At 71.8% G+C, this 21,649-nt stretch carries 19 protein-coding genes; 9 read left to right on the forward strand and 10 right to left on the reverse strand.

Annotation, left to right across the window (positions count from 1 at the left end):
- Positions 1–21: 21 nt before the first annotated feature.
- Positions 22–384: a hypothetical protein gene (locus ABD333_RS09910; protein ID WP_151560373.1), complete on the forward strand. Its 363-nt coding sequence runs from the start codon at positions 22–24 to the stop codon at positions 382–384.
- Between the two features lie 25 nt (positions 385–409).
- Here ABD333_RS09910 and ABD333_RS09915 read toward each other — a convergent pair whose 3' ends face one another.
- The 3 genes from ABD333_RS09915 to ABD333_RS09925 all read right to left on the reverse strand — a co-directional run bounded on the left by ABD333_RS09915 (position 410) and on the right by ABD333_RS09925 (position 2,802).
- Complete coding sequence (locus ABD333_RS09915) at positions 410–1,717, reverse strand: HRDC domain-containing protein (RefSeq protein WP_410556716.1); 1,308 nt, start codon at positions 1,715–1,717, stop codon at positions 410–412.
- A gap of 187 nt (positions 1,718–1,904) precedes the next feature.
- Positions 1,905–2,486, reverse strand: a complete 582-nt coding sequence (locus ABD333_RS09920) for a DUF3000 domain-containing protein (RefSeq protein ID WP_344539864.1) — start codon at positions 2,484–2,486, stop codon at positions 1,905–1,907.
- Positions 2,487–2,604: 118 nt separating this feature from the next.
- Positions 2,605–2,802 carry a hypothetical protein gene (locus tag ABD333_RS09925; RefSeq protein ID WP_344539866.1) on the reverse strand — a complete coding sequence of 66 codons (198 nt, stop codon included), beginning with the start codon at positions 2,800–2,802 and terminating at the stop codon, positions 2,605–2,607.
- Positions 2,803–3,080: 278 nt separating this feature from the next.
- On the opposite strand from ABD333_RS09925, the gene hemE reads away from it, so the two are divergent.
- On the forward strand, positions 3,081–4,097 hold the full coding sequence (gene hemE / locus ABD333_RS09930) for a uroporphyrinogen decarboxylase (protein WP_344540457.1): 1,017 nt from the start codon (positions 3,081–3,083) through the stop codon (positions 4,095–4,097).
- A 3-nt stretch (positions 4,098–4,100) separates the two neighbouring features.
- Here the strand turns inward: hemE and ABD333_RS09935 are convergent, their stop codons facing one another.
- Complete coding sequence (locus ABD333_RS09935) at positions 4,101–5,060, reverse strand: DUF4349 domain-containing protein (protein WP_344539867.1); 960 nt, start codon at positions 5,058–5,060, stop codon at positions 4,101–4,103.
- Positions 5,061–5,222: 162 nt separating this feature from the next.
- Between ABD333_RS09935 and hemG the strand changes: the two genes are divergently transcribed.
- The 3 genes from hemG (at position 5,223) to ABD333_RS09950 (ending at position 8,103) form a co-directional block, all read left to right on the forward strand.
- The gene (gene hemG / locus ABD333_RS09940; protein ID WP_344539869.1) at positions 5,223–6,749 is read left to right on the forward strand and encodes a protoporphyrinogen oxidase; all 1,527 of its coding nucleotides are present in this window, start codon (positions 5,223–5,225) and stop codon (positions 6,747–6,749) included.
- Positions 6,667–7,428 carry a hydrogen peroxide-dependent heme synthase gene (gene hemQ, locus ABD333_RS09945; RefSeq protein WP_344539871.1) on the forward strand — a complete coding sequence of 254 codons (762 nt, stop codon included), beginning with the start codon at positions 6,667–6,669 and terminating at the stop codon, positions 7,426–7,428. Before hemG ends, hemQ begins: the two co-directional genes overlap by 83 nt.
- A 72-nt stretch (positions 7,429–7,500) precedes the next feature.
- Complete coding sequence (locus ABD333_RS09950) at positions 7,501–8,103, forward strand: hypothetical protein (protein ID WP_344539872.1); 603 nt, start codon at positions 7,501–7,503, stop codon at positions 8,101–8,103.
- 102 nt (positions 8,104–8,205) lie between these two features.
- Here the strand turns inward: ABD333_RS09950 and ABD333_RS09955 are convergent, their stop codons facing one another.
- A complete protein-coding gene (locus tag ABD333_RS09955) occupies positions 8,206–8,769 on the reverse strand; it encodes a TIGR04222 domain-containing membrane protein (protein WP_344539874.1) in 564 nt (187 codons plus the stop codon).
- A gap of 94 nt (positions 8,770–8,863) precedes the next feature.
- Positions 8,864–9,265 carry a peptide-methionine (R)-S-oxide reductase MsrB gene (msrB, locus tag ABD333_RS09960; protein ID WP_344539876.1) on the reverse strand — a complete coding sequence of 134 codons (402 nt, stop codon included), beginning with the start codon at positions 9,263–9,265 and terminating at the stop codon, positions 8,864–8,866.
- Positions 9,266–9,388: 123 nt separating this feature from the next.
- Here msrB and ABD333_RS09965 point away from each other — a divergent pair, with 123 nt between their 5' ends.
- Positions 9,389–10,471, forward strand: a complete 1,083-nt coding sequence (locus ABD333_RS09965) for a DNA polymerase domain-containing protein (RefSeq protein WP_344539878.1) — start codon at positions 9,389–9,391, stop codon at positions 10,469–10,471.
- A 57-nt stretch (positions 10,472–10,528) separates the two neighbouring features.
- Here the strand turns inward: ABD333_RS09965 and ABD333_RS09970 are convergent, their stop codons facing one another.
- Together ABD333_RS09970 and ABD333_RS09975 are read right to left on the reverse strand one after the other, a co-directional pair.
- Positions 10,529–12,820 (reverse strand): VPS10 domain-containing protein, encoded by a 2,292-nt coding sequence (locus ABD333_RS09970; protein WP_344539879.1) that lies wholly within the window; start codon positions 12,818–12,820, stop codon positions 10,529–10,531.
- Between the two features lie 241 nt (positions 12,821–13,061).
- Positions 13,062–15,014 carry a Xaa-Pro dipeptidyl-peptidase gene (locus ABD333_RS09975; RefSeq protein ID WP_344539881.1) on the reverse strand — a complete coding sequence of 651 codons (1,953 nt, stop codon included), beginning with the start codon at positions 15,012–15,014 and terminating at the stop codon, positions 13,062–13,064.
- A gap of 238 nt (positions 15,015–15,252) precedes the next feature.
- Here ABD333_RS09975 and ABD333_RS09980 point away from each other — a divergent pair, with 238 nt between their 5' ends.
- Both ABD333_RS09980 and ABD333_RS09985 read left to right on the forward strand, forming a co-directional pair.
- A complete protein-coding gene (locus ABD333_RS09980; protein ID WP_344539883.1) occupies positions 15,253–15,444 on the forward strand; it encodes a DUF4236 domain-containing protein in 192 nt (63 codons plus the stop codon).
- A gap of 136 nt (positions 15,445–15,580) precedes the next feature.
- Positions 15,581–16,066, forward strand: coding sequence for a GNAT family N-acetyltransferase (locus tag ABD333_RS09985; protein WP_344540459.1), 486 nt, complete (start codon positions 15,581–15,583; stop codon positions 16,064–16,066).
- Between the two features lie 8 nt (positions 16,067–16,074).
- On the opposite strand, the gene ABD333_RS09990 is transcribed toward ABD333_RS09985, so the two are convergent.
- Positions 16,075–17,520: an aldehyde dehydrogenase family protein gene (locus tag ABD333_RS09990; RefSeq protein ID WP_344539885.1), complete on the reverse strand. Its 1,446-nt coding sequence runs from the start codon at positions 17,518–17,520 to the stop codon at positions 16,075–16,077.
- 157 nt (positions 17,521–17,677) lie between these two features.
- On the opposite strand from ABD333_RS09990, the gene ABD333_RS09995 reads away from it, so the two are divergent.
- On the forward strand, positions 17,678–19,126 hold the full coding sequence (locus ABD333_RS09995; RefSeq protein WP_344539886.1) for a sulfatase family protein: 1,449 nt from the start codon (positions 17,678–17,680) through the stop codon (positions 19,124–19,126).
- Here the strand turns inward: ABD333_RS09995 and ABD333_RS10000 are convergent.
- A complete protein-coding gene (locus ABD333_RS10000) occupies positions 19,065–21,572 on the reverse strand; it encodes a HelD family protein (RefSeq protein WP_344539888.1) in 2,508 nt (835 codons plus the stop codon). The genes ABD333_RS09995 and ABD333_RS10000 overlap by 62 nt on opposite strands.
- Between the last annotated feature and the right edge of the window lie 77 nt (positions 21,573–21,649).

Raw genomic sequence — 21,649 nt, forward strand, 5'->3', positions numbered from 1 at the left:
GGGGGAGGTGCTTCCGCCGTCATGCCCGTGCCACGTCCGCTTCGCGACCGCTGCCGAGAGTTCCTGGGCATCGAGGACGAGATCCGCTACATCTTCCCCGCGTTCAGTTACGGCGGCGGAGCGGGGTTCATCTTCGTGGTCACCGACAGCCAGGTCGCGGTGATCTCGACCGGGGCGCTCAGCCGGACCAAGCCCAAGAGCGTCTGGGGCAGTTATCCCCGCGGCACGCGGATCGGCCCGGTGGAGACCGGGACGGGGGCGTCGTTCGAGTTCTCGGGGGCCTCGTTCGAGGTCGACGACGAGTACGTGGCGGTGATCAACGCGGCGGACGCGGAGGTCTTCGCGCGTGACAGCCTGCCCCGCGACCCGCTTCCGGATCTCTGAAGGCCGCCGCGCAGCTCCCGGTAGGTCAGAGGTCGCCCTTGGCTTCGAGGCGTACGAACGCCTTGGCCAAGGGCTTGGCCACCAGGTCCACCTGCCACGGCCTCGCGCCCAGCGCCCGGAGCACCTCGGCGATCGTCTCGGGCGTGCAGTCGGCCGGAGGCGTCCAGGAGAGACGGCGGACGGAGTCGGGCTGCAGGAGGTTCTCGGTCGGCATCGTGTGCTCGTCCGCGAGGGCGGCGACGACGGCCTTGGCCGCGGCCAGGCGCTTGGCGGCCTCCGGGTCGCGTTCGGCCCAGCGGTGCGCGGGCGGCGGGCCGTCACCGGGCAGGTTGGACTCGGGAAGGGACCGGTCGGGCAGCGCCCGGGCCCGCGAGACCGCGCGCAGCCAGGCCGACTGGTGGCGGCGGGCGCCGCGGCCCCGCATGGCGGGCAGCGCCTGCAGGTCGGCGGGGGTCTTGGGCGCGTGGAGCGCGAGCTCGACGATCGCCGAGTCCTGGAGCACCCGGCCGGGGGACAGGTCGCGTTCCTGGGCGATCCTGTCGCGGGTCTCCCACACCTCGCGTACGACCGCGAGGGCGCGGCGGTTGCGGACGCGGTGGATCCCGGACGTACGGCGCCAGGGATCGGCGCGCGGCGGCTTGGGCGGTGTGGTGAGGATCGACGCGAACTCCTCCAGCGCCCACTCCAGCTTGCCGGAGGCCGACAGCTCGGCGTGGAGCGCGTCGCGGAGGTCGACCAGGAGCTCGACGTCCAGCGCCGCGTACCGCAGCCAGTCTTCGGGGAGCGGCCGAGTCGACCAGTCGGCCGCCGAGTGGCCCTTTTCGAGAACGTAGCCGAGCACGTTCTCGACCATCGAGCCCAGCCCGACCCGGGGATGGCCGAGGAGCCGCCCGGCCAGTTCGGTATCGAACAGGTGGCTCGGCACGATGCCCACCTCGGCCAGGCAGGGCAGGTCCTGGTTGGCGGCGTGGAGCACCATCTCGGTGTCGGCGAGCACGGCGCCCAGCTCGGACAGGTCGGGCAGCGCGACCGGGTCGATGAGGGCACTGCCCGCGCCGCGTCGGCGCAGCTGGATGAGGTAGGCGCGCTGCCCGTAGCGGTAGCCGGAGGCGCGTTCGGCGTCCACGGCCACCGGCCCGGTGCCGGCGGCGAACGCGGCGATGACACGTTCCAGATCGGCGGCGGTCTCGATCACGGGCGGCACACCGTCGCGCGGCTCCAGCAGCGGCACGGCCTCCGGGGCCTCGCCGCCCGGATCATCGCTCCGGCCATCAAGATCACCCTGACCCGCCGCGGCCGCGCCGGGGCCGGCCGGGTCGCCGGTGGGCGGCATGCCCAGGCCGCCGGCCCCACCGGACGTGCCGGAGGCCGCCGGCCCGGCCTCGGCGGACGTCTCACCGCCGGGCTCGGCCTTGCCGGACGAGGCCTCCTGGGTGTCGGACACTGCTGCGATCTCCGTGCTCTCGCCGGCCGCCTCGGTTTCGGACGCTGTGCTACCCACGCCCCCTACCGTACGTGGCTCAATTCACCGTTCTGCCCTTACGGTCCGGCAGAGCGCTGGTCCCGGCCGGTGGCAGGCCCGCCGTGGTGCACATGACCTCGCACCAGGCGGCCACGTGGCCGGTGAGATCCTCGCCCGTCGGGGACCACGACGCGCGGACCTCCAGCTCGGTCGTGGACGGTTCGTCGCTCTTGTCGCCGAAGCTCTCCGAGACCGCGCGGGTGATCGTTCCGGAGACGCCGGCGTATCCGGCGGGCTCCAGCGCCTCCAGCAGCCAGCTCCAGGCCACCGAGCCGATCAGCTCGTCGGCGGCGATCTCCGGCTCCAGATCGGCCCGGATGTAGGCCACGATCCTGAACTCGCCGGTCCAGCCGCTGCGGCCCTCCGGGTCGTACAGCACGATCAGGCGGCCCATTGCGACCTCGGAGTCGTCCTCGCGGTAGACGCTGCCTGCTATCGCGGCCGAGTACGGCGCGAGCCGCTGCGGCGCCGGCATGTCCTCCAGTTCGAGTTCGGGACGGACCTGGGGGCCGTCGAGGATCGCCTGCAGCGTGTCGAGGGCCCGCTGGAACGGGGGAGGGGTCATGCCTGGACCGGCCATGTGGCGAGCGTAGGTCGCGGGACGCGTGGATCCGGGTGGCGCCACGCCGGGCAGGGTGACTGGGAACGGGGGAGGGGAAGGTGACACGGCACAGGTCTCGGTTCGTGGGTCACGCCGTTCAGGCGGCCCGCTCGGCGGTGGACGGGGCGGTGGTGTCCGCCGCGCGCTCAAGGGTCGCGGGCGAGGGCACCGGCAGACCGATCAACATCGCCGTGCCGCATTCCGTGCAGACCCGCTCGGGGCATTCGGCGCCGTGCCCGTCCTGGCAGGGCGGCAGCTCGAACAGGCGTTCATCACCGCAGGTGGAACAGTACAAGGGGGACCTCCCTCGGCTATGACACGGATCACGTTCGCATGAGCCAGGGACAGAATGCGGGACTTCGCTCGGCGTGTCCGGAACTTCTCGGCCCTGGCCCGTTTCCGGACGCGCCAAACCCACGTCCGGACCGCGCTCCCGCGGCCTTCGCACCGCCCGGTCCTCGCGCGGCGGCCGGGTGTTCACCCTGGTGTGTGGCGGTGACGAGTTCGTGGGACGATCGGCAGGTGGCTGTTGACGTTGCTGGTTCGAAGGAAGCCTCCGGTCCGGAGGAGAGCGTGTTCGTACGGGCGTGCCGCCGCCGGCCGGTGCCGCATACGCCGGTCTGGTACATGCGGCAGGCGGGCCGTTCGCTGCCCGAATACCTGCGGGTGCGCGAGGGTGTCCCGATGCTGGAGGCCTGCGCCCGGCCGGACATGATCGTCGAGATCACCCTGCAGCCCGTCCGCCGGTACGCGGTGGACGCGGCGATCTTCTTCAGCGACATCGTCGTCCCGCTCAAGGCCATCGGCGTCGACCTCGACATCAAGCCCGGCGTCGGCCCGGTGATCGCCGACCCGATCCGGGACAAGGCGGCCGTGGAACGGCTGCGCCGGCTGACTCCCGACGACGTGCCGTTCACCACCGAGGCGATCCGCGGCCTGGTGGGCGAGCTGGGCTCGACACCGCTGATCGGCTTCGCGGGCGCCCCGTTCACGCTCGCCTCGTACCTCATCGAGGGCGGCCCGTCCAAGAACCACGACCACACCAAGGCCATGATGTACGGCGAGCCGGAGCTGTGGGCCGAGCTCATGGACCGCCTGGCCGACATGACGATCGACTACCTCAAGGTCCAGATCGAGGCTGGCGCGAGCGCGATCCAGCTGTTCGACTCGTGGGTGGGCGCGGTCGGCCCGCAGGACTACCAGGAGTCGGTCCTGCCGCACAGCCGCAAGATCTTCGACGCGATCGAGTCTCTGGGCGTGCCGCGCATCCACTTCGGAGTGGCGACGGGTGAGCTGCTGGGGCTGATGGGCGAGGCCGGTGCCGACGTCGTCGGCGTCGACTGGCGAGTGCCCCTGGACGAGGCCGTGCACCGCGTGGAGCCCGGCAAGGCCTTGCAGGGCAACCTCGATCCGGCGATCCTCTTCGCCCCGTGGGAGGTCGTCGAGCAGCGGGCTCGCGACATCCTCGCCCGGGGTCGTACGGCCGAAGGCCACATCTTCAACCTGGGCCACGGCGTCCTGCCGTCCACCGATCCCGACGTGCTCGCCCGTCTCACCGACCTCGTCCACGAGGCCTCGGCCGAACGCTGAGCGTCACTCCGACGACGACTCGGAGGACTCGGAGGACTCCGGCGAGGACGACGGCGCCTTCTCGCGCTTCATGCGGCGCCGGAGCGCGAGGGCGACGGCCGCGATGAGGCTGAGCGGGATGAGGAACGGCAGCAGCCAGCCGAGGACCAGCAGGACCCCGCTGACGAACGCGGTGAAGGCGTCCCACCCGCCTTCGAGTCCGCCGAGAAAGCCCTCACGTGACGTGCCGGTCTTCTGCGCGACCTTGGGCGCCTCCACGGCGAGCGTCACCGTGGCGAAGCGCGTGCGCTGCTGGAGGGACTTCTGGCGTGCCTGCAGGGCCTCCAGGTCGGCCTGGCGCTGGGAGATCTCCTGCTCGACGTTCATCACCTCGCCGACCGTGCGGGCCTTGTCGAGGAGCTTGCGGAACGAGCCGAGGGTCGCCTGCGCCGAACGCACCCTGCTGTCGACGTCGGCGACCTCGCCGGTGACGTCCTCGGCCCGCTGCCGCAGCGAGAGCTTGGTGCCGAGCTGCCCGGCGAGCTGGTCGAGCACCGCCGGATAGCGATCGGCCGGGATCTTGAACGTGAGCGTCGCGCCGACCGGTTCGCTCGTGGAGGACTCGTTGTCCACGTAGCCCTCCGCCGCCGTGACCAGCTGCTTGGCCCGGGTGGTGGCGGCGTCGACGTTCTGGGCCCGCACGCGCAGGTCCGACTGGTAGATGACGGACCGGCCGGCCGGATAGGGATCGAGCTTCGCCGGATTCGCCCCGTTCATCCGCTGCTTCTGACCGCCGGACGAGTCGGCGTCGCCTCCCGAGGTGCCGGGAGCGCTGGACGCCCTCGCCTCCTGTGGTGCCGGATTGCCCGCGGAGGACGCGCTCCCGGGGTTGTCTCCGCCGCCGCAGCCGACCAGCAGGCCGCCGGCCAGCGGCAGGACGACGACCGCGCACAGTGCGTATCTGACTCTTCTGACGGTCCGCATGACGCTAGGACGGTGTGTCGCAGATCACCGTTCCGCCGCGCGGGTCGCGATAAGGCCACGATGCGAACGCGCTCAGATCACGGCGCAGGCGGCCGCGACGACACGCATGCCGGAAGGGTGCCCCGCTGCCGGGTACGGGCGGGGATCTGGGATCGTGGAAGCATGACCACCTCTCGGAGACCCGCCGACGCCGGAAGGGGCGGGGCGCACGTCGTCGTGGTCGGGGGCGGCGTCGCCGGGCTGGCGGCCGCCCGGTTCCTCAGTCGTGACGGCGTGCGGGTGACCGTGCTCGAAGGCTCGCCGCTGCTCGGCGGCAAGCTGCGTATCAGCGAGATCGCGGGCCTGCCGGTGGACGAGGGCGCCGAGTCCATGCTGGCGCGCCGTCCGGAGGGCCTCGATCTCGTCCGCGACCTCGGCCGCGGGGACGAACTGGTCAACCCCGGCACGACGTCCGCCGCGATCCTCAGCCACGGGGCGCTGCGCCGGATGCCCGCCGGGCACGTGATGGGCGTGCCGTCCGACCTGCGCGCGCTCGCGGCGTCACAGGTGCTGTCCCCGGCGGGGCTCGCGCGCGTCCCGCTCGATCTCGTGCTGCCGGAGACGCCGCACGGCGCCGACGTCTCGGTGGCCGACTACGTCGGCGCGCGGCTGGGCCGCGAGGTCGTCGACCGGCTGGTCGAACCGCTGCTGGGCGGCGTGTACGCGGGACGCACCGAAGAGCTGTCGTTCGAGTCCACGCTGCCCGCCGTCGCGACGGCCGCCCGCGCGCACCGTTCGCTGATCTCGGCGGCGCGCGGCGTCCGGGACGCGGCGCCCAAGGACGCCGGTCCGGTGTTCGCGACGCTGCCGGACGGCCTCGGAACGCTGCCGGGCCTGCTGGCCGAGGCGATCGCCGATGCCGGTGGAACGATCCGCACCGCCGCGATGGTCCGTGAGCTGCGGCGCCGTCCGCACGGCTGGAGGCTGACGCTCGGCTCGGCCCGCGACCCCGAGGTCATGGACGCCGACGGCGTGGTGATCGCGGTGCCCGCCGCTCCGGCGGCCCGGCTGCTGGCCGAGGACGTGCCGGCGGCGGGCCGTGAGCTGCAACGCATCGAGTACGCGAGCATGGCGATCGTCACGCTCGCCTATGCCACCACCGCCTTCCGCCGCCTGCCGCAAGGGTCGGGCTATCTCGTGCCCGCCGTCGAAGGCCGCGAGGTCAAGGCCGTCACGTTCACGTCGGTGAAGTGGCCGCACCTGCGCGACAGGGCACCCGGGATCATCGCCGTCCGCTGCTCCATCGGCCGCTTCGGCGAGGAGCACACCCTGCAGCGCGCCGACGACGACCTGAAGGCCGCCGCGATGACCGAGCTGGCGGCGACCTGCGGCGTCTCCGAACTGCCGCTGGAGACGCGGGTGACGCGCTGGGGCGGCGGCCTGCCCCAGTACAACGTGGGCCACGCCGACCGGGTCGCCCGCATCCGGGCGGCGGTCGCCGGGCAGCCCGGCCTGGCCGTGGCGGGCGCCGCGTACGACGGGCTGGGCATCCCGGCCTGCATCGCCACCGCGCGCGCCGCGGCGGCCCGGATTCTGGACCATCTCGACAGTCGGGGAGAATTGAGCCATGGCAGCGACGGAGCAGGGGCAGGAGCCTCAGGCAGGGGTACCGGAGAACGCGGCGGACCAGGTGCCGCAGCGGGAGGGTAGGCCCAAGGCGCGCGACCTCAACCAGGTCATCCGCTACACGATGTGGTCGGTCTTCCGCGTCAGGAACACCGGTGAGATCCAGGAGCGGGACGCCGCCGAGGTACAGGATCTGCTCGACCAGGCGGCGCAGAAGGACGTGACCACGCGCGGCCTGTACGACGTGTCCGGTCTGCGGGCCGACGCCGACTACATGTTCTGGTGGCACGCGCCGACGTCCGACGATTTGCAGGAGGTCTACAGCCGGTTCCGCCGGACCGCCGTGGGCCGCGCCAGCGAGCCGGTCTGGTCGCAGATGGCGCTGCACCGGCCCGCCGAGTTCAACAAGAGCCACATCCCGGCGTTCCTGGCCGAGGAGGAGTCGCGGGCCTATGTCTGCGTCTACCCGTTCGTGCGCTCGTACGAGTGGTACCTCCTGCCGGACGAGGAACGCCGCGCCATGCTCGCCGAGCACGGCAAGATGGCGCGCGGCTACCCCGACGTACGGGCCAACACCGTGTCGTCGTTCGCGCTGGGCGACTACGAGTGGATGCTGGCGTTCGAGGCCGACGAACTGCACCGCATCGTCGACCTGATGCGGCACCTGCGCGGCTCCACGGCCCGCCGCCACGTCCGCGAGGAGGTGCCGTTCTACACCGGCCGCCGCAAGCCGATCGACGAGCTCGTCCGGGCCCTGCCGTAGCGACCGCGCCATACGGTCCAAGTTGTCCAATCTGTGCGGAACACAAGGCAAAGTGCCAGTAAAGTGCTGGCCGTGACCAAAGCTCCCTCCAAGCACGCCCGTGGCCGGCACGCCAAGCCGCCCTCCGAGTTCGCCGTCCGCTGGGACCGCATGGTCAAGAACGTCCTGGGGGAGCCCGGACGGCGCAGGCTGATCGTGGCCGGGACCGGCACCGCCTCGGTGGCCCTGCTCGGCGTGGCCGGCCTGGCCGGGCTCTCGGCGGCGACCGGTGACGAACGCGCGCCGCGCGCCACCGCCGCCGCGCAGACGAGCAAGGCGGTCAAGGCCAAGCCCAGCGCGGGCGCGGACGGTGCGGAGACGGTAGCCGACCCCGACGAGGTCCCGGAGGCGATCCCGTTCTTCGAGAGCAAGGACCCGGACAAGAAGGTCGCCAAGCACGTCAAGGACGTCCGCCGCAGCGGCACGTTCCTGCGCGTCTACACCGATCTCGAAGAGGGCGACGAGAACTCGGCCCCCGCCAAGTCCCTGTGCGAATGGACCACGCAGTTCCTCCGCGAGTCCGGCGACGACGCCCCGCGCGTCTTCATTCACGGCAAGAGCGAGGGCAACGGCATGGTGGTCCTGGCCAACAAGCAGAGCGACAAGGACGACTGCCGCGTCGACGAGCCCCGCTGACCCCAGGCCGCGCCTGCGTCACGGCCGCGCCTGCGTCAACGCCGCGCCTGCCTCGCGGCCGCGCCTGCGTCAACGCCGCGTCTGCGTCACCGGCTCGTTGGCTTACACGCCCGCGCCCGTGGCGCCGCCGCCGCCCGAGTCTCCGTAACTGCCCCGGTCGTCGTAGCCGCTGCCCTTGCCCGCCTTAGGCAGCTTGAACGGGAACTCCGGCTCTGGCGGGAGCGCCGTCAGCGCGTCGCGCAGAGGCCCTTCCGGCAGCGCCGTGACGCCCTCGGCGGCGAACCGCGCCACGGCGTCGTCGCTCGGGCTCTCGCCGAGACGCTCGCGTTCCTCCTCGCCCGTCCGCGACGGCCCGACCCAGCCGCGGAACGACCTGCGCAGCAGCTTCTTCTCGATCAACGTCGCCGCGCAGCGGCGGACCACCGGGGAGTCGGCGGTCGTGCGCAGGACGAGTTTGATCGGCAAACCGCTGGTGGGGATCTTCTCGAGCATGCTCGTCTCGACGGGATGGTGTCCCGCGCGGCTCGTTCTGACCAGGCGGTACGGGGCCTCGTCGGAGATCGTTATCCGGCCGTCGGCGCAGAGGGCGACCAGCGCGGCGCGTGCCACGCGGTCGGGGCCGCCGCAAAGGAAGGCGATTTCGTAGGCATCGAGTTCAGCGGCCATGGCATCTCCCTCGAATCGGAGTGAGTCCTCCGTCCGGTGGGACGTCCCAACCGCTCGCTCGGTTGCCCGTAACCCGTGGTGGGTGTAGCCCGGTCTATTCGGCGGGCTCCAGCGTCAGGCTGATGCTGTTGATGCAGTAGCGGTCGTCGGTCGGAGTCTGGTAGCCCTCGCCGTGGAAGACGTGGCCCAGGTGGGAGTCGCAGGTGGCGCACCGTACCTCGGTACGGGCCATGCCCAGCGACCGGTCCTCGATCAGGGTGACGGCCTCGGACTTGGACGGCTCGAAGAAGCTCGGCCAGCCGCAGTGCGATTCGAACTTGGCGTCCGAACGGAACAGCTCGGTGCCGCAGGCCCGGCAGCGGTAGACCCCGACCGTCTTGGAATCGGTGTACTCCCCGGTGAACGGGCGTTCGGTGCCCGCCTCACGGAGCACGTGGTACTCCTCGGGGCTCAGCTCGGCCCGCCATTCCTCGTCACTCTTGCGGATCTTCTCCATGGCTTCGACGTTACCTCGCGGGCTCCGGAACGCGCGGCGCGGGGCGGCGGGCACGAGCGGCCGTCCGCGACCGTCCGGGGCCGGGTGCCGGATCATGTCGGACCCGTGGGTTAACGTGCGTGTATGGCCTCGCCATTCATCGAGATCCCGGTAGGGGATCGGCTTGTCAAAGTGTCCAATCCCGACAAGGTGCTCTTTCCGCAATACGGCTACACCAAGCGCCAGATGGTGGAGTACTACCTCGCTGTCGGGGACGGCATCCTGCGTGCCACGCGCGACCGCCCCACCACGCTCGAACGGTGGCCCGGCGGCGTCTTCGAGGGCGCCAAGCTCGCCACCCGGATGGACTACGCGCGCGGGCAGGCGGGCATGGGCGCCGGGAAGTCCGACGCCTTCTACCAGAAGCGCGTCCCCAAGGGCGCGCCCGACTGGGTGCGGACGGCCCGCATCGAGTTCCCGAGCGGCCGGTCCGCCGACGAGGTCTGCCCGACCGAGGAGGCCGTGATCGCCTGGGCCGCCAACCTGGGCACGCTGACGTTCCATCCCTGGCCGGTGCGCAGCGACGACGTCGACCACCCCGACGAGCTGCGCATCGACTTCGACCCGCAGCCCGGCACCGACTTCGGCGACGCGGTCAAGGTCGCGCTCGGCCCGGCCCGCGATCTGCTGGACGAGCTGGGCTACACCGGTTTCGCCAAGACCTCCGGCAAGGGCGGCCTGCACGTCTACGTGCGGATCGAGCCGCGCTGGACGTTCACCGACGTGCGCCGTGCCGCGCTGGCGTTCGGCCGCGAGGTGGAACGCCGCGTTCCCGAGCGGGTCACCACCAAGTGGTGGAAGGAGGAGCGCGGCGAGCAGGTCTTCATCGACTTCAACCAGAACGCGCGCGACCGGACGATCGCCTCGGCCTACAGCGTCCGGCCGCTGCCGCACGCGCCCGTCTCGGCGCCCGTGACCTGGGAGGAGCTCCCTGACGTGGCGCCGGAGGAGTTCACGATCGCCACCATGCCCGCCCGCTTCGCCGAGGTGGGCGACCTGCACGCCGCCATCGACGACCAGGCGTTCTCCCTGGAGCCGCTCCTGGAGATGGCCGATCGCGACGAGAAAGATCACGGCCTCGGCGACGCCCCCTACCCGCCCAACTATCCCAAGATGGCCGGCGAGCCCAAGCGCGTTCAGCCGAGCAAGGCCCGCAAAGACACCTGACCCCGCGGCGCGGCTGTCCCTGGTGTCCCCGGCCGGGCCGGGGACACCAGGGCCGGATCACCGGCCGCGCTGGAGGCGGGCCTGCATGGCGGGAGTGATCTGGGTGCTGTAGGCGCCTCGGCCGAAGGTCGCCGCGAAGAGGCGGCCCGAGCCGGCGTTGAACTCGATGTCGTTCACCGGAGCCAGCGGGAGGTGGCCCAGGCGCAGCCAGAAGCGGCCGGACGGGGCCCCGGCGTAAACACCGACGTCGGTGGCCACGAACAAGATCCCGGCCGGGCCGATGACGAGGTCGTTCACCGGTGCCTGGGGCAGGGTGCCGGTGACGTCCCGCCAGTTGGCGCCGCCGTCGGTGGTGAGCAGGACGTGCCCGCCCGTGCCCTGCGCGCGGTAGCCCGAGAGGGTGGCGAACGCGCGGCGGGCGTTCCGCGGATCGACGGCCACCCGGGTCACCCACGGCTGGTCCTTGAGCAGAAGACGCCAGCTCTGGCCGCCGTCCGTGGTGGCCGAGACGCGCCCGTCGTCGGAGCCGACCAGGATCGACCGCGGGTCGGTGGCGCTCGGCGCGATCGTGGTGAGGGTGCCGAACGGATACACCTCGTCGCGTCCCGGGCCGCCGGTCAGGTCGGGGCTGATGGGCGTGTAGTCGAGGCCGTTGGTCGAACGGTAGAGCCGGTTGCTGCCGAAGTAGACGGTGCCGGTCGCGCCGGGTTGCAGGACGACCGGGCTGAGCCAGTTGTACCGGTCCTCGTCGGCCAGGCCGCGGAACGGCACGAGCGTGTCGCCGCCGTCGGCCGAACGTGAGCAGAAGCCGAACTGGAAGCAGCTGTAGACGATGTTCTGGTCGGCCGGGTCGATGACGTTGGCCTCGCCGTCGCCGCCCTGGAACTCGTTCCACCGCGGGCCGTTCCAGGTGCGCAGCGATCCGTTGTCCTGCGTGCCGCCCGCGATGCGCGTCGCGTCCTGCGCGCTGACGGTCAGCGTGTAGAACTGGGTGAACGGGTGGTTCACGGCCATCTGCCAGGTGTTGCTCCGGCCATTGGCGTCGGAACGGTAGACGCCGCCGTCGTTGCCCTCGTACACGCGGCCTGGCACCTTGGGATCCCAGGCGATCGCGTGGTGGTCGACGTGCATGCCCTGGTTGGACGCCCAGCTCTTGCCGCCGTCGGTCGACTCGAAGAGCGAGGCGGACGGGATGAGGACGCGTTCGGGGTCGGCCGGGTCGACCCAGACGAAGCCGGTCCACCAGTACGGCACGTTCCCCGGCGGGAGGGCAGCGGTGGCGAACGAGTCGCCGCCGTCGTCGGAGACGTAGAAGCCCTTGTGGTTGCCGAACTGCCCGTACGTCGAGGTCAGCACGTAGACCCGGTCGGGGCGTGAGGGCGCGACGCCGACACCGATCCGGCCGAGGCGCGGGTCGCTCCGCAGGCCGATGTCGTCGCCCGGGGTCGGTGCGGTGACGTTGGCGAGCCGCCGCCAGGTCGCGCCGCCGTCGAGCGAGCGGTAGAGGCCCGAGCCGACACCGCCGTACCGCCGCAGGTCGGGCTCACGGCGCCGGTCCCAGAGGGTCGCCCAGAGCCGCTTGGGGTTCTTGGGGTCGATCGCCACGTCGCTGGCGCCCGTGGTGTCGTTGGGCACGTCCAGGCTGCGCGACCAGGTGCGCCCGGCATCCGCCGAGACGTAGAGGCCGCGTTCACCGCCCGGCCGGAACAGCGAGCCGGTCGCCGCGACGTAGATCCGCTTCGGGTCGGCCGGGTCGACGGCGATGAGCGAGATCGTGGCCGAGCGGCTGAGCCCGACGTTCTTCCAGGTCCGCCCGCCGTCGGTGGACTTGTAGATCCCGTCGCCCTCGTAGGTGATGGAGCCGCCGCCGGGGTTGGCCTCGCCCGTGCCGACGTAGATCGAACCGTCGGGGCTGGTGGCGACCGCGCCGATGGCCTGCGGGTACGACTCGGGCCAGATCGCCGTCAGCGTGCGGCCCCGGTCCGTGCTCTTCCACATCCCGCCGCTGGCCGCCGCGACGTAGACGGTGTCGGCCCGGCGCGGATCGACCGCGAGGCCGGTGACCCGGCCGCCGATGTTGTCGGGCCCTTCCGAACGCCACCGCACGCCGATGCCCGGCTTCTGCCGAGCCGTCTGACCGGCCTGGATCAGGGCACGTTCGGGCAGCCCCAGGCCGCCGGAGGTGTCCTGCAGCGCCTTGAACTCGCCGGGCGCGGCCGGGCCCAGCTTCGGGGGCACGCGATCCGCCCGGGCCGCGGTCGGCGCGGCGAGTGTGGAGGATGCGAGAACGGCCGTGAGGCCCAGCGCGAGCGCGGCACGCCAGGCAGGGGAACGTGAAGGGAACGGCATGAAGGTGCCTCCAGGGATCGTCTTCGATCGCCTCCGGCATCACACGTAACCCGGTGTCCCCGATCCGTGCATCCACAGCAGTTCACGAACTTCCATGAGTTTCGCCCCAACTGTCGTGAAGTTCGCTGCTGGCCGACGTGTCCGGCGAGCCCTCATGGCCAAGGCTGGCCGCCCCGAACGCTGGGCATAGGGCAGGGCCGCCGCCCCTGGCGGGGGCGGCGGCCCTGGATCGGGGATCGGGTTACTTCAGTTCACGCGACTGGACCGGCAGGTTCACCGTGACCGGGCCGCGCCAGGCGGACTTGGTCTGCGGGGCGCCGAGCGCCGAGGCGCCCGAGCCGCCGAAGACCACCGGGACGCTGATGCCGCTGCCCGCGAGGTCCACCGTCACCTGCGCGCCGGTGGCCGTCTCGCTGAGGTAGTCGGTGTCGGTGCCCGCGATCACCAGCGCCAGCCGGTGACCCTTCTTGAACACGTAGTCCTGCGGAAGGGTCTGCCACTTCACGCGGTGGAACTTGCCCGGCGTGAGCGGGGTCGGGTTGGTGAGCGACAGGCGGTTCTGGGCGTCGATCCAGCCGCGCGCGACCACGTTCACCGGGCTGGTGACCGTGCGGATCGGCGTCTTCTTGTAGCACCCGTCGTCGGCCGGGATGCTCTGGCCCCAGCAGTCCTCGGCGGGCACCTCGTCCAGGCCGCCGCGCGCGCCGAGGTAGTCGACGCGGGCGTCGGTGCCGTAGTCCACCAGCATCGCCGTCAGGTTGCTCGTCGGCTTGTCGAGCTTGACCCTGAGGTCGGCGACCGGAGTGCCCGACAGGCGGGCGTTGCCCGGCAGCGGCTGCGACACGTACGCCAGGCGGTACGGCTTGGCCGTCGTCGGGTCGGCGACCAGGTCGGACTCGGAGGCCGCGGTGTCGGTGAACGAGGCGGTGCTGCCCTTCGGCGCCGCCTTCAGGCCCAGCGAGCCGTTGGCGGCCGGCCGGAGGGTGACCTTGCGGCTGCGGGCCGCGGGCCAGTCCGGCTCCTTGATCCACTTGCCCGGCGCGATCTCGACGTCGGACCTGGGCGTGCGGTGCACGCCGTTTTTGATCTTGAAGAGCTCGCTGTCGAACCAGCGGTGCAGCGTGGGCACCCAGGTCTCGCGGCGGAAGTCGAACGGGTCGGTGTGGCCGTACTGGCCCACCCAGATCTTCCGCTTGACGCCCTGCTTCTTCAGCCCGTCCCACCAGCGCGAGAAGTGCACCGGCTGCACGTTGAGGTCGTTCACCGTGTGGACGACGAAGACGCTGGCACGGACCTTGCGCACGTCGCCGTACGTGCCGTGCCGGTAGTTGCTGTTGGCGAAGAACTTGTTGTAGTTGCCCGTGGCGTCGTCCTCGCCGACGTGCAGCGCCTGCCGGACGGCCGCGCACTTGGCGTCGGGGTCGCTGTCGACGACCTTGGCGAGGTAGTCGTGGTAGTTGTCGGCGAACTTGGCGCCGTTGCTGCGGATGTACTCGTACCAGCTGCTGATCGCCGAGATCGGCACGATGGTCGCCAGGCCCTTGACGCCGGTGGCGGCCACGCCGTTGGCGATCGTGCCGTCGTACGACTTGCCGATCATGCCGGAACGGCCGTTGTGCCAGCTCGCCTTGACCTTCTTGCCGTCGGAGCCGTAGGCCGTGCCGCGCCCGTTCAGCCAGTCGATGACGGCCTTGCCGCCCGCGATGTCCTGCACCTGCCCGGTGCCCGGGCAGCCGTCGGACTTCGTCGTGCCGATCATGTCGATCGCCAGGTAGGCGTAGCCGCGCGGCACGAAGTAGTTGTCGTAGAACAACGGGAACTTCAGGGGATTGCCGGCGGCGTCGTAGGTCTTGCGTTCGGCTTCGTTGCCGCGCCCGAGATTGTCGAAGTACGGGCTGTTGTCGATGATCACGGGGGACTTCAGCCCCCGCTGGGTCTCCTTGGGCCGCACGATGTCGACCCGGACCCGGTCGCGCTTGCCGTCGCCGTCGCTGTCGAGCGACGACTCGACGTACACGTATTCGCGGATCGCGTCCTTGTAGGAGAAGACCGGCTGTGTGACGCCGTTCTTCACCACGATCTTGGGCGCCGCGGCCTGGGCGTCGGCGACGCCGCCCGCGGCGATCAACGCCGTGCCGGACAGCACGGCGACCGCGATCGTCTGCGGGGTTCGTCTCAGGGATCTCCTGGGCAACCCGCACCTCCGGAGGGGAATCGAAAGAATGATCTCTACGGAGGCACAGGTTCCTCGCTGACGGGCGCCACGTAAATATCCAGGCTCCAGTAACTCTGGCCGGTTTTGGTCGCATCTTGCCGTTGCGGTTCCGGTTCGACCGCAGGGCTGTTTCGGGCCTGTCTGTTTTGTGGGGGTACGGGTGGTTGGCGGGCGCCCGGGCACCCCAGCGAGGGTCCCGAGTCGATCAGGAGGATCGATGGGCTGGAGCTACCGGAAGTCAATCAGGATGGGTCCGTTCCGGATCAATCTCTCGAAGTCGGGCGTCGGACACAGCGTCGGCGGACGCGGCGCCCGCTACACCCGCACGGCGGACGGCCGCCGGGAGATGACGTTCCGCATCCCCGGCACCGGCCTGTCCTGGCGGCGCCCAGTGGGCCGTCGCCGCTGACCGCCCCCGGGCCGCGCGGCCGACCATCCGCGCCCCGCTGCCGCCGCTATGGTCGGCGGTGGCGGGCGGCGCGAGTGTGGCGTACGTCCCCTTTTGTTATCGTCCGTCCGCTCCGTACAGTGGTCGGGTGGAGATCATGCCCATGCTGCCCGAGCACGCCGACGAGGTGCTGGACATCTTCCAGGCCGGGATCGACAGCGGGAACGCGACGTTCGAGACGGCCTGCCCGACCTGGGCGGCCTTCTCGGCGGGCAAGCTGGCCGGCCATCGGTTCGTGGCCCGCGACGCCGAGCGCCTCCTCGGCTGGGTCGCCCTCTCGCCGATCTCCGACCGTCCGGTCTTCGCCGGGATCGCCGAGCTCTCGATCTACATCCATCCCGCCGCGCAGGGCCGCGGCGTGGGCCGCGCGCTGCTCGGCACGGTGATCGACTCCAGCGAACGCGGTGGGCTCTGGACCCTGCAGGCGGGCATCTTCCCGGAGAACACCGCCAGCATCCGGCTGCACGAGTCTCTGGGGTTCCGGCACGTCGGCGTACGCGAACGCATGGGCCGCCACGATCTGGGCGGCCGGTCCGTCTGGCGCGACGTGGTCCTCCTGGAACGCCGCAGCGACGTCGTGTAGCCGGCCGGTCAGAACTCGAACAGGCCGGCCTTCTCCCTCGTGTAGGCGAGCACCGAGTCGTTGCCGTACCCGCTGTCCTTGGTTCCTTCGAGCGGGAACATCACCTTGCGGTAGGTGTTGACCCAGACCGTGCCGGTGTCCAGGCGGCGGAACATGCGCTGCGCCGTACCGAGGTCGCGCGTCCACACCCCGGCGGCCAGCCCGTAGACCGAGTCGTTGGCGAGGGCGACCGCCTCCTCCTCGGTGTCGAACGGGATCGCCACGGCGACCGGCCCGAAGATCTCCTCCTGGCAGACGCGCAGCGAGTTGTCGGAGGTCGCGAAGAGCGTCGGCTCGACCCAGTAGCCGCCCGCGTGCGCCTCGTCCACGAGCTCGGCGCCGGACCGGCCGCCGAAGACCAGTTCCGCGCCCTCCTTCGCGCCGATCTCCAGGTACGCGGTGACGCGCTCGTACTGCTCGGCCGACACGATGGGGCCCATCGTGGTGTCGGGGGAGAGGGTGTCGCCGAGCCGGATCCCGGCGGCGATCTCCGTCATCCGGGAGATCATCTCGTCGTACACCGGCCGCTGGATCAGGATGCGCGAGCCGCCGTAACAGATCTGCCCGGCGTTGGCGGTGAAGATCGCCTGGGTGGTGACGCCCGGCGCCGCCCTGTCGAGGTCGGCGTCGGCGAAGACGATGTTGGGCGACTTGCCGCCGAGCTCCAGCGCGAGCGGCTTGAGCGACTCGGCCGAGGCGCGGGTGATGATCTGTGCGGTGCCGACCGAGCCGGTGAGGCTGACCTTGTCGACCCCGCGGCTGCGCACCATCGGGTCGGCGATCTCCTCGCCGAGGCCCGACACGATGTTGAGCACGCCGGGCGGCAGCACCTCGCGCAGCAGCTCGCCGACCCGCAGTGACGACACCGTGGCCTGTTCGGCGGGCTTGATGATGACGGTGTTGCCCGCGGCCAGCGCGAACGCGGCCTTGGCCGAGAGCGTGGAGATGGGGGAGTTCCACGGGATGATCCCGAGCACCACGCCGTACGGCTCGCGCCGGGTGAGGCCCTGGCTGCCCGGGCCGAAGTCGACACTGCGGCCCTCGACCGCGGCGGCGCACTCGGCGGCGGCGTTGGTCCACAGATAGGTCATGCCGGGCAGGTCGCGCTTGGCGGTCTCGGTGATGAGGCGGCCGTTGTCGATGGTCTCCAGCTCGGCCAGCTCCTTAGCGTTCGCGGCGAACACCTCGGCGACCTTGCGCAGGTAGTGCGCGCGCCCGGCGGCGGGCATGCCCGACCATCGGGGGAACGCGGCGCGGGCGGCCTCGACGGCGGCGGCCGCGTCGGTGGCGCCGGAGCGCGGGATCGTCGCCCAGACCTCGCCGGTCGCCGGATTGACCGAGTCCAGCGTGCGGCCGTCCGCGGCGGGCCGCAGCTCGCCGCCGATCAGGTTGGAGTAGTCCCGGACCTCTGTCATCGCCGTCCCCTCTGGCTGCCGTCGTACAGCGACCAAGCGTACGCTTGGTCAACCCCCCAGCGGAAGCCCGCCGCCGCCCGGCGTTGCGCGAAAGATCGTTGATTCCCTACTATCTCGGTTGATTTAATCAAATCAGTAGGGAAAGTAGGTTTTTGTGGTGGCGGAGAACCAGCACGAGACGGGCGTGACCAGACGTGGTGCGGCGGCGGCCCTCGGCACGGTCGCCGCCGCCACGGCGGCGGGTACGGCCCTCGGCGCGGGCACCGCCGGCGCCTCCACCGCCGGCCTCGAACGCGGGTTCCGTGCCGACCCGCGGGCCCGGTCGACCAGGCGTCCCAACTTCCTGGTCATCCTTGGCGACGACCTCGGCTGGGCGGACCTCGGCTGCTACGGATCGCCGCACATCCGCACACCGCATCTGGACCGGCTGGCCCGGCAGGGCGTGCGCTTCACCGACGCCTACGCGGCGGCGGCGGTCTGCTCGCCCACCCGCTTCGGCCTCTACACCGGGCGCTATCCCGGACGGCTGCGCGGCGGGCTGGAGGAGCCGATCGCACGGCCCGACAAGCTGCACGGCATCCCGCCGGGGCATCCGACGCTCGCGTCGATCCTCAAGGACGCCGGCTACGCCACCGCGATGTTCGGCAAGTGGCACTGCGGCTTCCTGCCCTGGTACAGCCCCGTCAAGTCGGGCTGGGACACCTTCTTCGGCAACCTCTCCGGCGCCGTCGACTACTACTCCAAGATCACCAGCACCGGCGTGGACCTGTACGAGGGGGAGGTGCCGGTCGAGGACCTCGGCTACTACACCGACACCCTCGCCGCCCGCGCCGCCGACTTCGTCCGCGAACGGCGTGACCACGACGCCCCCTGGCTCCTGAACCTCAACTTCACCACGCCCCACTGGCCCTGGGAGGCGCCGGGCGACCGCGACGTGAGCGCCCGGATCACCGCGCGCGTCAAGGCGGGCGACGGCCGGGCGCTCTGGCACGACGACGGCGGCTCGCTCGACACGTACCGCACGATGGTCGAGAGCCTGGACGCGGCGGTCGGCCGGGTGCTGCGCGTGCTCCGCGAGACCGGGCAGGAACGCGACACGTTCGTGTTGTTCTCCAGCGACAACGGCGGTGAGCGCTTCTCCTACCAGTGGCCGCTCTCCGGGTCTAAGGCCGGGCTCAACGAGGGCGGCATCCGGGTGCCCAACATCCTGCGATGGCCCGCCCGGATCCGCCCCCGCCAGGTGAGCCGGGTGCCGGTGATCACACAGGACTGGACCGCGACGATCCTGGAGGCGGCCGGGACCAGGCCCGCCGCCGACCACCCGCTCGACGGCCACAGCCTCGCCCCGTACCTCCTGCGCGGCGCGCGCGAACCGCAGCACGACCTCTTCTGGCGGACCAGGTCCTCGCGGGCGCTGCGCCGTGGCCGCTGGAAGTACCTGCGCGGCCCCGCCGAAGGCGGCGGGGCCGCGGCCGAGCGCCTGTACGACCTCACGGCCGACCCGCGCGAGCAGGCCAACCTGGCCCTTCGCGAGCCGGAGGTGTTCAGGCGCCTGAAGGCCCGCTGGGAGGAGATTGACGCGGGTCTCCTGCCATACGGGTCCTGAGGATGTCCGGCAGGACCCCTTCGTGCACGATCGTCAGGCGGCGGGTGGCCCGGGTGATCGCGACGTAGAGGTCCTGCCCGCCGCGCGGCGACCCGGCGACGATCCCCGCCGGGTCGACCACGATGACCGAGTCGAACTCCAGGCCCTTGGACTCCTCGGTGGTCAGCACGACGACCTGGGAGTCGAGGGCCTCCGGCGTCGCGCCGGCCTCGGCGTCCGGCAGGGCGGCCCGTACGGCGGCATGGCGCGCCGCCGACGCGACGACGGCGAGACGGCCCTCACCGGCCCGCCCGGCGCCGATCTCGGCGAGCTCGGACTCGACCAGGCGGGGCAGCTCGCCACCGAGCTCGTCCGCCGCGATCCGCAGCACGGCGGGCGGCGGGCCGTCGTCGCGCACGGGCTCGGGCGGGATCTGGTCCGGCGCCACCCGGACCAGCACGTCCGCCGCGACGCGCATGATGGCGGCCGGAGTGCGGTAGTTGACCATCAGCCGCTGCTCGCGCCACCTGCCCGGCACGTAGCGGTCCAGCATCGCGCCCCACGAACGCGCGCCCGCCGGGTTGCCGGTCTGGGCGATGTCGCCCACCACCGTGAGCGAACGGGTGGGGACCCGCCGCATGACGGTGCGCCAGGCCATCTCCGACAGCTCCTGCGCCTCGTCCACGATGACGTGCCCGTACGCCCACTCGCGGTCGGCCGCCGCGCGCTGCGCCGTGGTCAGCCGGAGACCGCGGTCGTGCTGCCGCTCGGCCAGGTCGAGCGCGTCCTCCACGTGCCGTTCGGCCAGCTCGCGCGCGTCGACCTGGTCGATCTCGGGGATGCCGAGCGTCTCGATCCCGGTGGACTGGATGACCTCCCGCGCGTAGCGCTCCTCGGAGTCCCGCTCGCGTTCGGCGGCGCGCCTGCGGGCCCGTTCGGCGGCGTCGTCGAGGGCGCCCAGCAGCTCGGCGGCCTCGTCCAGCAGCGGAACGTCGGAGACCGTCCACTCCCGCGACGACGGGCGGTGCAGAGCGGCCTGCTCCGCGGAGGTGAGGCCCGCCTCGGCCCCGACCTTGGCGAGCGCCTCACGGTCGGCGAACAGCTCGGCGAGGAGCCGCTGCGGGGTCAGCTCCGGCCACAGCTCGTCGATGGCCTCCCGCACGGGCGCCTCCTGCCAGAGGGCCTCCTTGGCCATCCGCAGGTCCGTCTCGTCCATGAGCGGCTGATCCTCCGCCTCCTCCAGCAGCTCCTGGAGCCATTCCGGCACGCTCCCCGAGGACAGGATCTGCTCCAGCGGCTCGTCGGTCATGCGGTCGAACTGCTCGGCGCGGTCCAGCGCGAGCGCGTCGAGGACGTCGTGCACGAAGAGCCTGCGCTGCACGTTGTGCGGCGCGCGGAGCTCCCGCGCACGGTCACGGATCTTCAGGAGCCGCTCGCGGTCCACCCGCAGCGTCATGCCGTCGGAGACGACCTCAAGGCCGCCGTCGGGGACGCGCTGCCGGTCGGCGACCGCGGCCCCCACCAGCCCCGCCATCCTGAGGCCGCCCTTGAGGACCGCGACCTCCGGCGTCTCGGCGGCGGTAGCGTGCACGCCCGGGAAGAGTTCGCCGACGGTGGCGAGCGCGACGTCGGTCTCGCCGAGCCCGGGCAGCACCTGCTCGATGTAGCGCATGAACGTGGCGTTCGGCCCGACGACCAGCACGCCGCGGCGCTCCAGCACGTCGCGGTGGGTGTAGAGCAGGTAGGCGGCACGGTGCAGCGCGGCGACCGTCTTGCCGGTGCCCGGACCGCCCTGGACGACCAGGACCCCGGGCAGCCCCGCGCGGATCACCCGGTCCTGCTCCGCCTGGATCGTGGCGACGACGTCGGACATCCGGCCGGTGCGGCCCCGGCGCAGCGTGGCCAGCAGCGCCGCCTCGCCGACGATCGTGCTCTGGTCGGCCGCGCTCAGCCCGTCGAGGTCGAACACCTCGTCGTCGATCCGGACCACCTCGCGCAGGCGCAGGTGCAGATGGCGGCGGCGCGCCAGCGTGCCGGGGGAGGTGGGCGTCGCGGTGTAGAACGGGCGGGCCGCGGTGGCGCGCCAGTCGATCAGCAGCGGCTCGCGGTCGTCGTCGCGCAGCCCGATCCGGCCGATGTAGAACGTGTCACCGGGCCGCCCGTCGCCGCCCGCCGCGTGGTCGATGCGGCCGAAGCACAACCCGCGTTCGACGCCGGTGAGCCCGTCCAGCCGGCGCGCCGCCTCGTCGGTCGCGACCGCGCGTTCGAGCCTGGCCTGGAGCACGCTGCCCCCGCCCCTGGTCGCGGGGCCCTCGCGCAGGGTCCGCTCCGCCTGGTCGCGCTCGGTGTCGAGCCGTTCGTAGACGCGTGAGACGTACTCCTGTTCCTCTCGCAGCGCGGCCTCGCGGGACCGCTCCGAAGCATTTTCCGACCGGGACTTGACAATGTCGGCTTGACGGCTCCCCATGCCTCGGGTACGCTCCTGTTCATAGGGTTGGTGAACTGTGTCATTACGACACAAGTGCTCCAGATTAGCACCCTTTC

The sequence above is a fragment of the Actinomadura fulvescens genome, assembly GCF_039533225.1.
Taxonomy (GTDB): domain Bacteria; phylum Actinomycetota; class Actinomycetes; order Streptosporangiales; family Streptosporangiaceae; genus Spirillospora; species Spirillospora fulvescens.